Below are 13,609 nucleotides of genomic sequence, written 5' to 3' on the forward strand. Positions count from 1 at the left end.
CCGCCATGAACACACTCGATACGCTCGTCGATCTCATCGGCCGGCATGCGCCCGTCGATGGCACGCACGAGACCCCGATTCCGGGGGTGAAGTTGATTCGCGCCTCTTCCCCGACCCTGCCGATGCCGGTGATCTACGCGCCGACGCTCTGCTTGGTTGCCCAGGGCACCAAGCGGGCCGCCCTCGGCACGACGACCTATCGCTACGACCCGGCGCATTTCCTGGTCGCCTCCGTTGAGCTACCGGTGATGGGGGCGGTGATCAAGGCAAGCGCGAGTCATCCCTACCTATGCCTGCAGCTTGATCTGGATTCGGCGGAGCTCTCGGATATTGCGATCCGCTACCCGGCATCGGAGAAGGACGCGGTCGCCATCCCCGCTGGATTGACGCTGAACAAGACTACCCCGCCCTTGCTCGATGCGGCGATTCGCCTGGTTGGATTGCTCGATACTCCGCATGACATCGATGCGCTCGCGCCGCTCACGCTGCGCGAAATTCTCTATCGCCTCTTGACCGGCGCCGGTAGTGGCGTCATCCGGCACATGGCCCAGAGAGACAGCCGTCTGAACCAGATCGCCCGCGCGATCGTCTGGATCAGGGGGCAGTTTCGTGGCCCGTGCCGCATTGAAGACGCGGCCGAGGTCGCAGGAATGAGCCGCTCGACGTTTCACCTTCACTTCAAGGCGGTCACGACCATGAGCCCCATCGAGTTCCGTACGCAGTTGCGAATGCAGGAAGCGCGTCGGCTGATGGTGAGCGATGCGATGGACGCGGCCAGTGCGGGCTTTCAGGTCGGCTATGAAAGCCCATCTCAGTTCAGCCGCGACTATGGTCGGATATTCGGCATGCCTCCGGCCAGGCACGCCAGCCAGACGAGACAGCAAATAGAAAGTCCCCACGCTGCGCCGTAGGCGCGCGGTCCCCGGCAGCAAAAAAAACGGCCAGACAGGCGTCTGGCCGAGTTGACCAAAGCGAACGGGGATTAGTCCGCTCTGGTGCAAACTGGCAAACGCTACGGGGCTTGCCAGTTTGTGCTGTGGTGTTTAGTTCAGCGGCGGGATGCGCAGAACTTGGCCCGGGTAGATCTTGTCCGGATGGCTCAACATTGGCTTGTTGGCCTCGAAAATGACAGTGTGCTTGGCACCCTGGCCAGCGCCGTATTGAGCTTCGGCGATTTTCCAGAGGTTGTCACCCTTTTGTACGGTGTACATCTTGGCGTCCGGCGAGGCTTGCTTGGCGGACAGTTGGTTGTCGACCTGGGCCACACCTACGGTGTTACCCAGCGCCAGGGCGATTTTCTCGGCGTCTTCGGTCGAGGCGGCTTCGCCCGAGACGGTGACTTTGTCGCCGTTGACTTGGATGTCCAGGCCTTCGGCATTCAGGCCGTGCTTGTCCAGTTCTTTCTTCAGTTCGTCGACCGTCGCCGCTTGGGCTTCGCTGGCGCCAAAGAGTTTTTCACCGACATCTTTAATAAAGCTTAGCAGACCCATAGTGTTTCCTTTTTGACTGTTAAGAAACGTTAAGTGCTTAATGGCAGAAGATGGCAGAATTTGGCTTGATTTCGCCACCTACTGGAGATTGATTATGGGCCGAATCGATGAGCGATGTGCTGATGCTCGACTGAAAATGTGTAACTAAATATTGTCAAACAGGGGCGTGAAGGGATCCGGCAGCCGACCGTCGGGTGAGCTTCCACACATGTGCGGGAGGCATGTTGGCCAAGACGGTTTCGACGCGGCGCGCTCGCAGCCCCAGACGATCGAGGACGCGTTGGCGCACCGGGCAACGGGGGCCATAGGTAAATAGGACCATTGAACCCCCGGGCTTGAGGTGTGCAAAGGTGCTGCGTAGGATGCCGATCTGCTGTTTGACGGGCATATTCAGCAAGGGCAAGCCACAGACGGCCGCCCCGGCGAGCCCATCGGCGAACAAGGGCAGGCCGGCGAGCTTGCCGGCATCGCCTTGGTATACGTACGCTTCGGGGAAATCGTGCCGCAATTGCTTCGCGAATTGCGGGTCCATTTCGATGAGCGTCAATTGGGCGGAGGATAGGCCGCGTGCGACGAGCGCACGGGTAAAGGCGCCTGTCCCGGCGCCGAGTTCCAGACACGGGCCCGAGGTCGGGCCAATGTCGCGCGTCATGGCGGCGGCCAAGCGTGCGCTAGAGGGCCAGATGGCGCCAATGCCTTTGGGGTTGGCACGCCAGGCGCGTACAAAGCGCACGCGCTCGGCGATCCAGGAGTGGCGACCGATGCGACCCGCGACATGGCCGGTCGCGCGGCCCGCAACACCTGCAATACGAAACAACCGCGAGCCGATGGGCAGACCGGATGGATCCTCGGTCAGGAACTTCAGCAGCATGTAGAACTCCTGTGGGCGGAGCGAATTTGTTGGGGTGCAACATGACAGGCCCCGCGCTAGCTAGCGTCAAGCACAGGCGCAAGAGTACTACGTGGCTGACCTGACGCAAGCCATATAAGCGCTGTATGCGTCATCGGCTATCGCACGGTTCACAATTCTCACAATATGTGGCGAATAACCCGGGGATTGACACAGATGGTCACGTTCGCCGGGTTCGGTTTTTGACGTCACCCGCCTCCGACAGCGGCGACGATTTCGATTTGATCGCCGTCTTTCAGGATGGTGGAGTCATGCTGGCTTTTGGGCACGATTTCACCGTTGCGTTCGACGGCCACGCGTTTGCCGGCGTAGCCCAAAATTTGCAGGACCTCGATGACCGTGGTGTCGAGCGGAAATTCGCGCGCGTCGCCGTTCAGTGTGATGTGCATGATGGCTTCCTTACTGTGCTGCATAGCTATCGGTGGCTTCGATGAGCTTGGCCAACGTGCCGGGTTCGTCGAAAGCATGGCCGGCGTCCGGGATCAGATGAAACTGGGCCTGCGGCCAAGCACGGTGCAGTTCCCAGGCCGTGCGCGCGGGGGTGCAGATGTCATAGCGCCCTTGGACAATCGTACCGGGAATGCCGTGTAATTTGTACGCATCGCGGATCAGTTGGCCTTCTTCCATAAAGCCGCCATTAACAAAGTAATGGTTTTCGATGCGGGCAAACGCCAGCGCCGCGCGGTCGGCCGCATGGCTTTGCTGGTGGCGGGGGCTGGGCATGAGAGTGATGGTGCTGTCTTCCCAACGGCTCCAGGTTTTGGCGGCCCGCAATTGCTCGACGGGGTCCGAGCTCGTCAATCGCTTGTGGTAGGCAGCGATCATGTCGTCGCGTTCGTCGAGGGGGATGGGGGCGATGTAGGCTTCCCAGTGATCGGGAAACAGCCAGGAGGCCCCCTCTTGGTAGAACCACTGCAGTTCAGCCCGGCGCAGTCCGAATATCCCGCGCACGATGATTTCGCTGACGTGTTCGGGATGTTGTTGTGCATAGGCCAATGCTAGCGTGGAGCCCCACGAGCCACCGAATACCAGCCAGCGTTCCACGCCCATGACGTCGGTCCGCAGGCGCTCCATATCCGACACCAGATGCCAGGTGGTGTTGTTGGCCAGGCTGGCGTGCGGTTCCGAGCGACCGCAGCCGCGTTGGTCCAGCAGCAGCACGTTGTAGCGTTGGGGGTCAAATAATTGGCGGTGCACGGGCGCGCATCCGCTACCTGGGCCGCCATGCAAGAACACGGCGGGTTTGCCCTGCGGATTGCCGCAGAGCTCCCAATAAATCTGATGTCCGTCGCCAGTGTCCAGCATGCCATGGCGGTAGGGCTCGATAGCGGGATACAACATCGTTAAGCGATCCTTTGGAAAATCAAGTCCCAAACGCCGTGGCCCAGGCGCAGACCACGCGTTTCGAATTTGGTTTGCGGACGGTAATCAGGCCGCGGCGCGTAGTCGGCAACGGTGTTGCGCAACAGGGGTTCGCCGCTCAGGACTTCCAGCATTTGCACGGCGTAATCCTGCCAGTCGGTGGCGCAGTGAAGGTAGCCACCCGGGGCAATGCGGCTGGCCAGCAGAGAGACAAACGGCGGCTGCAGCAGGCGGCGTTTGTGGTGGCGCTTTTTAGGCCAGGGGTCCGGGAAATACACATGCACGCCGGCCAGGCTATCGGGGGCGATCATGTCGCGGACGACTTCGACGGCGTCATGTTGGATGATGCGCAGGTTTTGCAACTGGGCGTCTTCGATACGGCGCAACAGGGCGCCTACGCCCGCGTTGAAGACCTCGACGCCGAGAAAGTTGTCGTCCGAGCGGGTCTGGGCGATTTTCTGGGTGGTTTCGCCCATGCCAAAGCCGATCTCAAGCACGGTGGGTGCGGTGCGCCCAAAGGCGGCGGCGAGATCCAGGCGCGTAGGGCGATAGGGGATAGACCATTTGTCGAGCAGTTGCTCCAGGGCGTCGCGCTGGCCCTGGGTAATATGGCCGCGACGATGGACAAAACTGCGGATGTGCGGGACGCCGGGACTGGGCGGGGCTTGCGTGGCCGGCTCCAGGGCGGCACGGGCTGCGTCCGACAGGGGGGACGCGTCCTGGGGGGCGGGGGTGTTCGTGTTCATACGCTGAATTGTAGTAGGCCCGGGCGGTGGACCAATTGGGGTAGCATTTGCGGAATGAATGTTGCCCGTTTTGATTTGACTACGCTTGCCTTGTTTGCCGCCGTTGCGCGCGCCGGCAGTATTTCCGCGGGCGCGCGTTTGTCGCATCTGGCGGTGGGGGCGGCGAGTAAACGGATTTCCGATTTAGAGGCCGCGCTGGGTACGCCGTTGTTGTATCGCAATACGGCGGGGGTAGAGCTGACCGACGCCGGGCAGGCCTGTCTGACACATGTGTTGCGGGTCCTGCAAGAGGTCGAGCAGATGGCGGGGAGTTTGTCCGACTTTGCGCAAGGGGTGAAGGGACAGGTGAGGATCGCGGCGAATACGTCGTCGCTGACGCAGTTTTTGCCGGAGGATCTGGCGTCTTTCATGGACGAGCACCCGGCGGTGCGTATTGATCTCGAGGAGCAGAACAGCACCGATATCGTGACGGCGGTGCTGGAAAACCGGGCGGATATCGGGGTCTTTGCGGACCGGACGCCGGCATCGGGATTGTGGACGGTGCCCTATCGGCCGGATGAACTGGTGCTGATCGCGCCACAGCGTCATCCTTTGGCGAGCCTGCCGCGTGTCGCGTTTGCCGAGACACTGGACTATGAATATGTCAGTTTGCCGCAGATGACTTCGCTGGCGTTGCGCCTGAATGAGGAGAGTGTGCGCCTGGGCCAGACCATGCGTTTGCGCATTCAGGTGCGCAGTTTTGATGCGATGTGCCGGATGGTGGTGGCGACCGGAGGCGTGGGCGTGCTGCCGCGAATGGCCGCGGAGCCGCATGCGCGATCGATGTCGATTCGGTTGATTCCGCTGACCGATGAGTGGGCGCGTCGCTGGCTGCTGCTGGGGGTGCGCGATGCAGATACGCTGACGGTAGCGGCGCGATTGTTGCTAGCGCATTTGCGCAAGGATAGTGGCGGGGAGCGGGCCTAACGCACGTGGATTCAGGGAAAGCGGATCTAGGGACGTTGGAGCTGGAGAAGTTAGATCTAGGGGAAGCGGATCCCCTCTGTGCCGGACTGCCAGGCCGGGTATTTCTCCATAATCCGTTGAAAGCGCTCGCTCGCCAGAAAGGCGTTTAGCCAGCATGCCAAGGCATGCCAGGCTTGGCCTTCGAACCACATCGTATCGACATGCGCGAACTGGCGCACAAAGGGTGCGATGGCCATGTCGGCCAGGCAAGGTCGAGTGCCGAATAGATACTCGTTGCTTTGCAGGCGACGATCCAGATCCATTAAATATTCTGCCCCGGCTGTCCGGTGTGCGATGGCATCGACATCCTCGTAGCGATCGGGGTATTTATAGCGATCCAGGTTGGTTTTAAACGGGCCGTCGCATTGCTGGATCAGGGGGAGTATCTCCACCGTCGAGTTCTTGTCCGGCGTCAGCCAGTGTTCTGGATCGTGTTGGGCCAGCGCCCAATGCATGATGTCCAGGCTCTGGTCTATCACGCGATCTGGCAACACTAATACGGGCACCGTGCCCTTGGGCGAGGCCGACAGTAATTCCGCCGGTTTCGCACGCAATACCACCTCGCGCAATTCGCACGGTTGGCCGCTTGCGGCCAGCGCCAGCCGCGCGCGCATCGCATAGGGACAGCGCCTGAATGAATACAGAATGGGTAAAGGGTGCGAGGGCATCGTGTGGTGAGATGAGTCAATAGGCGGTTGCCGGAAAATCCATAGAGGCGTGTCCGCGTTCGTCGATATCCCATCATTATGCCCACGCGTCGGGTTAGTACATACCCTTATCGGGTCCTGGGGTTTTGCCTTTTCCCATAGAGGCTTCCGCGTTTGGGAAACCCCATTTCTCGTAAAAACGATTCCCGCGCGAGAGGTTGTCGCGCACACTCGCCGCCATTGCATTCATCAAGACAATGGGGAGCAGGCATGGCAGGGCAGATTCTCGCCGGCATACGCGTGTTGGAGTTGGGACAACTGATCGCAGGGCCATTCGCCGCTAAGACCTTGGCAGATTTTGGGGCGCAGGTCGTCAAGATCGAGCCGCCGGGCCTGGGCGACCCGCTACGTAAATGGCGTTTGCTGCACGAGGGCACTTCGGTCTGGTGGGAAGCCCAGTCCCGCAACAAGCAATCCGTTTGCGTCGACCTGCGCCAAGAAGACGGGCAGGAAATCGTCCGCATGCTGGCCTCGCAAGCCGATGTCCTGATCGAAAATTTCCGCCCCGGCACCATGGAAAAATGGGGCTTGTCGTGGGAAGCCCTGCATGAGTTGAACCCGCGCTTGATCATGCTGCGCGTGTCGGGCTATGGGCAGACGGGCCCGAAAGCCCGTGAGCCGGGCTTCGCGGCGATCGGCGAAGCCATGGCTGGCCTGCGCTATCTGAACGGCGAGCCCGGTCGCGCGCCGGTCCGTGCCGGCTTGTCGCTGGGCGACACCATCGCCGGCTTGCATGGCGCGCTAGGCGTGTTGCTGGCGCTGTATCAACGCGACGCGCGCGGTGGGCAAGGTCAAGTCATCGACGCCGCGCTTTACGAGAGCTTGTTCAACCTGACCGAAAGCCTGCTGCCCGAGTACGCCGCATTTGGCGCGGTGCGCGAGCCGGCCGGTGCCTCGTTGCCGGGCATCGCGCCGTCGAATGCCTATCCCTGCAAAGACGGCTATGTCCTCATTGCGGGTAACGGTGACGCGATTTATACCCGACTGATGGCGCGCATCGGCCGTGATGATTTGGGGCGTGATCCCGATTTGGCGCACAACGACGGTCGCGCCGCTCGCGTGCATGAGATCGATGGCGCGATTGGTACCTGGACGGCGCAACGCGAGATTGATGAGGTCTTGCAAGCCATGCTCGAGGCGGGCGTGCCCAGCGGCCGGATTTATTCCATCGCCGACATTGCGCGCGATCCGCATTATCGTGCCCGCAACGCCATCGCCGAGATCGAGGGCGCCAGCGGCATCCGCGTCGAAATGCCGGCGGTGTTTCCCTTGCTGTCCGATAACCCCGGCGCCATTCATGACCGTGCGCCCACTCTGGGTGAACACACCGACACCGTTCTGGCCGACGCCGGCCTGAGCGGAGATCAACGCGCCGCATTGCGCGCTCGCGGAGTCATCGCATGAACACGGGTACCCCTCGCATCGAAATCAACGAAGTCGGCCCGCGCGACGGCCTGCAAATCGAAAAAACCTTTGTCGCGACCGACGATAAAGTCGCTCTCGTGGACGCGCTATCCGATTGTGGTTTTGCACGCATCGAAGTCACCAGCTTTACCTCGCCCAAAGCCATCCCCGCGCTGGCCGACGCGCAAGAGGTCATGCGCCGCATTCGTCGTCGCCCCGGCGTGGTCTACACCGCGCTCGTGCCCAATATCCGTGGCCTGGAGCGAGCCTTGGAGGTCGGCACCGACGAGATGAATCTGGTGATGTCCAGCAGCGAGACACACAATCGCGCCAACCTGCGCATGACCCGCGATCAATCGCAGGCCGAGCTGACCGCCATCTTGCAAGCCGCCAAGGGATCCCACGTCCCGTGCAACGTCTCGTTGTCGACCGTCTTTGGTTGCCCTTTTGATGGTGACGTCCCCGTGGGTGAGGTCCTGCGCCTGGCCACTCAATTGGTCGAGGCCGGCGCGACCGGTATCACGCTGTGCGACACCACCGGCATGGCCTATCCCACTCAAGTCGCCGCCCTTTGCGAGGCCGTGTCCCGCGCGCTGCCCGGCTTGCCCATCACCATTCATCTGCACAACACGCGTGGCATGGCCCTGGCCAACGCCATTGCCGCCTGGCAAACGGGCGTGACGCGGTTCGACGCGGCGGCGGGCGGGTTGGGCGGCTGTCCCTTTGCGCCGGGCGCCAGCGGCAACGTCAACACCGAAGAGCTCGTGCATATGTTCGAGTGCATGGGCGTGCGGACGGGGGTGTCGTTGCAACCGCTGTTGGACATCGTGCAAGGTTTGCCGCAACTCGTGCAGCGCGAGTTTTCCACGCCGTTGCTGGCCGCCGGCCCCAGGCTGGCGACACATCAGCCGCCGGCGTGGTTGGCAGAAAAATTCGGGCCGACGCAAACGCCAGCCTAATCAGCAATCCGTACTGACTTGTCAGGCGACACCTCGTCGCATCCAAGCGTTTGAACCGCCTCAGGCGGTCGAACGGCACCACTCATAACAAATGACCAGGAGACTATGTCCATGAAGGTTTCTTTTCTATCCAGCCCCTTGCGCGCCGCGCTAGCCGCCGCGACGTTCGCCGTCGTCGCCAGTCCCGCTATTGCGTTGGCCGACTATCCCGATCGCCCGATTACTTTACTGGTGCCGGCGGCGCCTGGCGGCACGACAGATCTGTCCGCTCGCCTAATCGCGCAACCCCTGGGCGAAGCCCTGGGCCAAAGCGTTGTCGTAGAAAACAAGCCCGGCGCGTCCGGCAGCATCGCCTCGCAGGCCGTCGCCAGCGCGAAACCCGATGGCTATACGTTGCTGTTGCAGTATTCCGGCTACAACGCCATTTCCCCGCACGTCCAACCCGTGAGCTGGGATCCCATCAAAGATTTTGCGCCTATCGCCAATATCTTGTCCGCCCCGCAAGTCATCGTGGTCCGTCCCAGCCTGCCGGTGAAGACCTTGAAAGAGTTGGTCGAGTATGCCAAGGCCAACCCAGACAAGCTCAACTATGCCTCGTCCGGCAACGGCGCGCTGCAGCACGTCGCGACCGAGTTGTTGAAGCAGATGGCGGATATCAAGATCGCGCATATTCCGTACAAGGGCACGGGCCCGGCTTTGAATGATCTGCTGGGTGGCGCGGTGGATATGACCGTCACGACGCCGCCGCCGTTGCTGGGGCATATCAAGGCAGGCAAGTTGCGCGCGCTGGCCGTCACGGGCCCGAAGCGCCTGGAATCACTGCCTGACGTACCGACGGCGGCCGAGGCCGGTTACCCGGATCTGCTGGTGTCGTCGTGGTTTGCGATGTATGCGCCGGCCGGTACGCCCCAGGCTGTCATCGATAAATTGGCCGGCACTATTGAAGGCATCATGAAGACCGAGGATTTCCGTAAAAAAGCGGCAGAGCAGGGCGCCGAAGCGGAATTCATGGGCCCCGCCAAACTGGCGGAATACACCCAAGAGGAATACGACCGCTGGGGCAAAGTGGTCAAAGCCGCCGGAATCAAGGGCAATTAAACACGCGGCAAAACCCGCGCTATAATCCACACCCTCTGCCGCGCCTACAGGCGCGGCACGACACCGAAGCGGGTGTAGTTCAATGGTAGAACGGCGGCTTCCCAAGCCTCAAGCGTGGGTTCGATTCCCATCACCCGCTCCAATTCAAGGCTCGCACTTATCTCGTCACTTTGGGAGCAAAATCCAAGTGATTGAATGTCAGTGATGTTTTTTTCCTAATAACGCTGGGATCGGGAAAATCTGCCTTTAGCACCCCCAATCAGGTACTTTTTTCGGGCCATCAATGCGGTGGGCTGGCATGCATTGTTGCTGTCCGCAATTTGGCGCCGAGGCGGCCATGGCTGCTATTCCGTCTAATTTGGGATTTAGAGTGTGACGGTCGCGCTGACTGACGGACATATTTGAAATGCCAAGTAACGGGGAAGGCTTATATGAGCGTCTGTTATCGACCAGAGGCGGCATCCGTAGGTGTGTGCCTTATCCTTTATGCTTTATTGGCCGAGAACGCCCCTGCAGTCAAATCAATATCCGCACCGCTAATGTGCATCCGGCGAGCAGCGTCCTGCCAATGATCGACAACCATGACTACCTCATCCACTATTTGCCGAGCTTGCACATCGTCCAGGCCGTAAAAAGCGGCCGTGCTGAGAACAGTCTCTAGGCTAGGTCGATTGTCGACGTCGTCGATATTCAAGACATGTTCTGCCTTGTCGATGTTCGGATTGACGTCAAATGCGGGTGCAAGCCTCCATCCTGTCTTGCCAAGCACGAATCCGTGATTGCGAAGGTGGTCGTCGCGGTTGCCAACCGCGACGTTGAACGTCACGCGCCGGAATAGTTGCTCCAAGTCTGCATCCGCATGCTCGGCATCCCCCTGAGCTCGAATGAACTGCGCCAATTCCAGATAGCTCGTACCTTCACTTTGAGTCTTGCGAAGCAATGTCATCGCCGAGGCATAGAAGCGTCGCGAACTGTTGGCGCGATCGAACCTTTGGACGCAGAAGGTATGGAAGTCGTTGTTTAGCTTGATGAGCTTCGCAGGCGGTACGTCTATCCCCGCTTTTTGCGCGAGTTGGTGAACGACATACTCCCAAGCTCCGACGTCCCGATCGTCATCCCTGGCGGGGAACTTGCCGATCCAGAGTGAACCATCGGCTTCGGTAAAGTTGGCCTTTGGTCTTGCTCCGCCCAGAGACGCGCCAGGTGCGACGAGCACGGCGAGCCATTTTCGTAGCGCATCTAGATCGTCGATACGCCGGTTGCTGAGTTGGTAGGCCACGGCTTCCAACTCTCGTAGCGTCGTCACCGGCGGAGCTGCCATTTTCTCGTCGCCAAGAAACGCTTCCGTACCTGGCCAGCGAAAGCGCAGCGCGCCTTGGCGAGTGAGGTCTTGCACGCCGATCAGGAAGTCCCAGGCGTACAGCGTACGGGGAGAGCGTTGCTCGTCCTTTGCCTGTAGGGCCTCGCGCCGCTTCATCAGTGTTTGTCCCCAGCGGTCTGGTGACGAATCCAGGAAGATGCCGAAGTTGCCTAGCTCAGGCTTGGGAAAGAAGGGGTGTTCGTCGAGAGAGAGATCGGGGTCCAGCGCGAAGGCGCGAGGGTCTTGTAGCCAATCACGTTCGTAATGGAAGCGGATTTGGCCGCGGTCATGGGCGAGTGTGCCGACTTGGCGTGCAGGGCCGAGGTCATCATTCAACCAGACTTCCAGGGTGTTGTCCTGCGTGCTCATGTCGATTCCTCGCTGTTTGAGGACGAGGGCTGGATCGCTTTGGCACGGGTGGCCGTGCGGCGCTTGGGAGTTGGTTCAAGCTCCAGGTCCTGCAGTTTCCGACCAACTTTGTCGTCGGCCCCAAGCTGATTGAGGTCGCCCTCAAGGCCAAGCACGGCCAGAACTCGAACATAGGACCCCAGCGTAGCCCCAGGATCACCCGCCTCAACCTTGTACAAGGTGGTCCTTGAAATTCCTGCTCGTTGCGCTACGACGGCATTGCTTAGCTTGCGTCGCTTGCGGGCAAGACGCAGCCGCTCTCCCAGTGAGGAAAGGAGACGCTGCTCTTGTGGGAAGACGATAGGTGGTTTGCGTGGCATGTTCGCTATTATGGACTATATAATTCTAATTTGTCCATAATAGCGAAAAATAACGATATCTGTTGAGATTCCTGAGATTCCAGGAGTCGACTTCAAGGCGTGGCGGCCCCGGTATGAGGGGCGTAGGAGAGGCTGGACGCCGCCGATCTTACACGCGCGAAGACCCAGGAGCAGGGTCAGCGCCGCCACTAGGCGGGCTGAAGGATGCTGGTGGCGAACTGCCCCCGGAACTTAACCCGAGTGCGCGCGCTTGCCGGCATTTTTCTTGTGGTGGGTATGCGAGCCACGCTCCAGGCTCACACGTTGGCCGCGGCCTTGTGTCGTAAAGGTCACGCCCTTGGGAGCGGCGGGAGGGGGAGTGCGCTTGCGGTCGGCTTCAGTAACGATTTTGTTGCCCATGGAAATCTCTCTAGTTTGGTTAAGCTGGCTATTGTTCCACATTCGCTCGGTTTATTCTTGGCAGCAGGAAACAGGCAGAGTATATGCCCGGCAAAGCCTTAAGCCGGCGCGCGACCGCCGTGACAGCATCCATCCCATACCCCAACCGCTCGTTAAGCAGGGTGACGAGTCGAGAATCTACGCGCCGCTATCAGGACGGGCAGTAGTTGCCTGCCCATTTCTGACAATTGATATTGGACCCGCAGAGGTTTCTCACAGAAGTCGACTCTGTCGACCAGGCCATCGTCCGCTAGCTCGCGAAGATGTTGGGTCAGCATTTTTTGCGAGATGCCTGGCAAGTCTCGCTTCAACTGCAAGGTTCGCATCGAGGGGTCGGCGTAGAGCCTGAAGAGGATTGGCAGCTTCCACCGACCGTGGATCATCCGTATCACCCTGGTCACGTGCGCAACAGATCCGTCGGGTCCGAGACAGACTTCCCGTGCCTCCAACGGGGTGGGTACATAAAGGTGCGTACTTGTTTCGTCCATCATCTCTCCCTACTCTGAAAGATCTCTGCAACTTGAAAAATGGGTTACGTGCGATGGACTTGCAATTGTATGGGAAGAAGGCGCTGATCACCGGGAGCAGCAAAGGCATTGGCGAAGCCATTGCCAGGAAACTTGCGCTGGAGAGGGCAATCGTCATCGTTCACGGCCGCGATAAAGCTCAGGCAGAGAAAGTAGCCAATGACATCACCGCGCAGGGCGGCCACGCCTATGTGGTGGTTGGCGATCTAACGCACGACGATGATGTGCAGCGATTGGGCGAGGATGCGGTAAAGCTCGCAGGCCCTATCGATATTCTGATCAACAACGCCGGCGGGTCGGGTGGCTCAAAAGAGAGCTGGGCAAACACACAGCCGGCCTCATGGGCGTGCGCCTATGATCGCAATGTCCTGGCTGCCCTTCGTGTCACGAAGCTGCTGCTGCCCGGCATGCAGCAAGCCGGATGGGGACGCGTGATCAACATTTCGAGCCTGGCTGCGACGATGCCACCGCCGACTGCACCCGACTATTCGGCGTGCAAGGCCGCGATAAACGCCATGACCGCGTCGATGGCAAAGGCGGTGGCGGCAAACGGGGTCACGGTCAACGCTGTCTCTCCTGGCACGATACACAGTTCCGCCCTTGATAGCCGATTCCGTCAAGTCGCTGCCGAGCGCGGCGTGGCGGATAAGGACGCGCCATGGCAGGTTATAGAGCGTGCAGTCCTGCCGATGTTTGCTCAGGTTCCTGTTGGCCGGGTTGGGCGAGTAGACGAAGTTGCGGACGCTATCGCCTTCCTCGCCAGTCCACTTGCCGGATACATTACCGGCGTGAATCTGCGAATCGATGGCGGCCTATCGTCCAGTCTATAGGCTTCTGTCGACCAGATTGGGGGCAGCCTTTCCTGATCTTGCCTG

At 60.3% G+C, this 13,609-nt stretch carries 16 protein-coding genes and 1 tRNA gene; 7 read left to right on the forward strand and 10 right to left on the reverse strand.

Features of this window, described 5'->3' with window-relative positions; translation table 11 throughout:
- Window positions 1-5: 5 nt before the first annotated feature.
- On the forward strand, window positions 6-911 hold the full coding sequence (locus ACYVDM_RS22015) for an AraC family transcriptional regulator (protein WP_415793373.1): 906 nt from the start codon (window positions 6-8) through the stop codon (window positions 909-911).
- A 132-nt stretch (window positions 912-1,043) separates the two neighbouring features.
- Here ACYVDM_RS22015 and lysM read toward each other — a convergent pair whose 3' ends face one another.
- The 5 genes from lysM to trmB form a co-directional block, all read right to left on the reverse strand.
- Window positions 1,044-1,490 (reverse strand): peptidoglycan-binding protein LysM, encoded by a 447-nt coding sequence (gene lysM / locus ACYVDM_RS22020; protein WP_415793371.1) that lies wholly within the window; start codon window positions 1,488-1,490, stop codon window positions 1,044-1,046.
- Window positions 1,491-1,644: 154 nt separating this feature from the next.
- Complete coding sequence (locus tag ACYVDM_RS22025) at window positions 1,645-2,361, reverse strand: class I SAM-dependent methyltransferase (RefSeq protein WP_415793370.1); 717 nt, start codon at window positions 2,359-2,361, stop codon at window positions 1,645-1,647.
- Between the two features lie 227 nt (window positions 2,362-2,588).
- Window positions 2,589-2,789: a sulfur carrier protein ThiS gene (gene thiS, locus ACYVDM_RS22030; RefSeq protein ID WP_415793369.1), complete on the reverse strand. Its 201-nt coding sequence runs from the start codon at window positions 2,787-2,789 to the stop codon at window positions 2,589-2,591.
- Between the two features lie 10 nt (window positions 2,790-2,799).
- The gene (pip, locus tag ACYVDM_RS22035; protein ID WP_415793368.1) at window positions 2,800-3,741 is read right to left on the reverse strand and encodes a prolyl aminopeptidase; all 942 of its coding nucleotides are present in this window, start codon (window positions 3,739-3,741) and stop codon (window positions 2,800-2,802) included.
- Between the two features lie 2 nt (window positions 3,742-3,743).
- On the reverse strand, window positions 3,744-4,508 hold the full coding sequence (gene trmB / locus ACYVDM_RS22040) for a tRNA (guanosine(46)-N7)-methyltransferase TrmB (RefSeq protein WP_415793367.1): 765 nt from the start codon (window positions 4,506-4,508) through the stop codon (window positions 3,744-3,746).
- A gap of 54 nt (window positions 4,509-4,562) precedes the next feature.
- Here trmB and ACYVDM_RS22045 point away from each other — a divergent pair, with 54 nt between their 5' ends.
- On the forward strand, window positions 4,563-5,474 hold the full coding sequence (locus ACYVDM_RS22045) for a LysR substrate-binding domain-containing protein (RefSeq protein ID WP_415793366.1): 912 nt from the start codon (window positions 4,563-4,565) through the stop codon (window positions 5,472-5,474).
- 56 nt (window positions 5,475-5,530) lie between these two features.
- Here the strand turns inward: ACYVDM_RS22045 and ACYVDM_RS22050 are convergent, their stop codons facing one another.
- Entirely contained in the window at window positions 5,531-6,181 is a 651-nt protein-coding gene (locus ACYVDM_RS22050) for a glutathione S-transferase (RefSeq protein ID WP_415793365.1), read from the reverse strand.
- Window positions 6,182-6,430: 249 nt separating this feature from the next.
- Here ACYVDM_RS22050 and ACYVDM_RS22055 point away from each other — a divergent pair, with 249 nt between their 5' ends.
- The 4 genes from ACYVDM_RS22055 to ACYVDM_RS22070 all read left to right on the forward strand — a co-directional run bounded on the left by ACYVDM_RS22055 (window position 6,431) and on the right by ACYVDM_RS22070 (window position 9,823).
- On the forward strand, window positions 6,431-7,624 hold the full coding sequence (locus ACYVDM_RS22055) for a CaiB/BaiF CoA transferase family protein (RefSeq protein ID WP_415793364.1): 1,194 nt from the start codon (window positions 6,431-6,433) through the stop codon (window positions 7,622-7,624).
- Window positions 7,621-8,583 (forward strand): hydroxymethylglutaryl-CoA lyase, encoded by a 963-nt coding sequence (locus tag ACYVDM_RS22060; RefSeq protein ID WP_415793363.1) that lies wholly within the window; start codon window positions 7,621-7,623, stop codon window positions 8,581-8,583. Before ACYVDM_RS22055 ends, ACYVDM_RS22060 begins: the two co-directional genes overlap by 4 nt.
- A gap of 111 nt (window positions 8,584-8,694) precedes the next feature.
- Window positions 8,695-9,681, forward strand: coding sequence for a Bug family tripartite tricarboxylate transporter substrate binding protein (locus ACYVDM_RS22065; RefSeq protein ID WP_415793362.1), 987 nt, complete (start codon window positions 8,695-8,697; stop codon window positions 9,679-9,681).
- Between the two features lie 68 nt (window positions 9,682-9,749).
- Window positions 9,750-9,823: transfer RNA gene (locus ACYVDM_RS22070), tRNA-Gly, on the forward strand.
- A gap of 342 nt (window positions 9,824-10,165) precedes the next feature.
- Here the strand turns inward: ACYVDM_RS22070 and ACYVDM_RS22075 are convergent.
- The 4 genes from ACYVDM_RS22075 to ACYVDM_RS22090 form a co-directional block, all read right to left on the reverse strand.
- Window positions 10,166-11,410: a type II toxin-antitoxin system HipA family toxin gene (locus ACYVDM_RS22075; protein ID WP_415793360.1), complete on the reverse strand. Its 1,245-nt coding sequence runs from the start codon at window positions 11,408-11,410 to the stop codon at window positions 10,166-10,168.
- Entirely contained in the window at window positions 11,407-11,769 is a 363-nt protein-coding gene (locus ACYVDM_RS22080; RefSeq protein WP_415793359.1) for a helix-turn-helix domain-containing protein, read from the reverse strand. Before ACYVDM_RS22080 ends, ACYVDM_RS22075 begins: the two co-directional genes overlap by 4 nt.
- Window positions 11,770-12,000: 231 nt before the next feature.
- The gene (locus ACYVDM_RS22085) at window positions 12,001-12,168 is read right to left on the reverse strand and encodes a hypothetical protein (protein WP_415793358.1); all 168 of its coding nucleotides are present in this window, start codon (window positions 12,166-12,168) and stop codon (window positions 12,001-12,003) included.
- Between the two features lie 152 nt (window positions 12,169-12,320).
- A complete protein-coding gene (locus ACYVDM_RS22090) occupies window positions 12,321-12,698 on the reverse strand; it encodes a winged helix-turn-helix transcriptional regulator (RefSeq protein ID WP_460475470.1) in 378 nt (125 codons plus the stop codon).
- Window positions 12,699-12,748: 50 nt separating this feature from the next.
- On the opposite strand from ACYVDM_RS22090, the gene ACYVDM_RS22095 reads away from it, so the two are divergent.
- Window positions 12,749-13,564: an SDR family NAD(P)-dependent oxidoreductase gene (locus ACYVDM_RS22095; protein ID WP_415793357.1), complete on the forward strand. Its 816-nt coding sequence runs from the start codon at window positions 12,749-12,751 to the stop codon at window positions 13,562-13,564.
- Window positions 13,565-13,609 lie beyond the last annotated feature (45 nt).

It is taken from the genome of Bordetella tumulicola, from assembly GCF_054779135.1.

What these genes read in the sequence shown, in the direction of transcription:
- ACYVDM_RS22015 (WP_415793373.1), top strand. Translation starts at nt 6, where the DNA reads ATGAACACACTCGATACGCTCGTCGATCTCATCGGCCGGCATGCGCCC.
- lysM (WP_415793371.1), bottom strand. Translation starts at nt 1,490, where the DNA reads ATGGGTCTGCTAAGCTTTATTAAAGATGTCGGTGAAAAACTCTTTGGC.
- ACYVDM_RS22025 (WP_415793370.1), bottom strand. Translation starts at nt 2,361, where the DNA reads ATGCTGCTGAAGTTCCTGACCGAGGATCCATCCGGTCTGCCCATCGGC.
- thiS (WP_415793369.1), bottom strand. Translation starts at nt 2,789, where the DNA reads ATGCACATCACACTGAACGGCGACGCGCGCGAATTTCCGCTCGACACC.
- pip (WP_415793368.1), bottom strand. Translation starts at nt 3,741, where the DNA reads ATGTTGTATCCCGCTATCGAGCCCTACCGCCATGGCATGCTGGACACT.
- trmB (WP_415793367.1), bottom strand. Translation starts at nt 4,508, where the DNA reads ATGAACACGAACACCCCCGCCCCCCAGGACGCGTCCCCCCTGTCGGAC.
- ACYVDM_RS22045 (WP_415793366.1), top strand. Translation starts at nt 4,563, where the DNA reads ATGAATGTTGCCCGTTTTGATTTGACTACGCTTGCCTTGTTTGCCGCC.
- ACYVDM_RS22050 (WP_415793365.1), bottom strand. Translation starts at nt 6,181, where the DNA reads ATGCCCTCGCACCCTTTACCCATTCTGTATTCATTCAGGCGCTGTCCC.
- ACYVDM_RS22055 (WP_415793364.1), top strand. Translation starts at nt 6,431, where the DNA reads ATGGCAGGGCAGATTCTCGCCGGCATACGCGTGTTGGAGTTGGGACAA.
- ACYVDM_RS22060 (WP_415793363.1), top strand. Translation starts at nt 7,621, where the DNA reads ATGAACACGGGTACCCCTCGCATCGAAATCAACGAAGTCGGCCCGCGC.
- ACYVDM_RS22065 (WP_415793362.1), top strand. Translation starts at nt 8,695, where the DNA reads ATGAAGGTTTCTTTTCTATCCAGCCCCTTGCGCGCCGCGCTAGCCGCC.
- ACYVDM_RS22075 (WP_415793360.1), bottom strand. Translation starts at nt 11,410, where the DNA reads ATGAGCACGCAGGACAACACCCTGGAAGTCTGGTTGAATGATGACCTC.
- ACYVDM_RS22080 (WP_415793359.1), bottom strand. Translation starts at nt 11,769, where the DNA reads ATGCCACGCAAACCACCTATCGTCTTCCCACAAGAGCAGCGTCTCCTT.
- ACYVDM_RS22085 (WP_415793358.1), bottom strand. Translation starts at nt 12,168, where the DNA reads ATGGGCAACAAAATCGTTACTGAAGCCGACCGCAAGCGCACTCCCCCT.
- ACYVDM_RS22090 (WP_460475470.1), bottom strand. Translation starts at nt 12,698, where the DNA reads ATGATGGACGAAACAAGTACGCACCTTTATGTACCCACCCCGTTGGAG.
- ACYVDM_RS22095 (WP_415793357.1), top strand. Translation starts at nt 12,749, where the DNA reads ATGGACTTGCAATTGTATGGGAAGAAGGCGCTGATCACCGGGAGCAGC.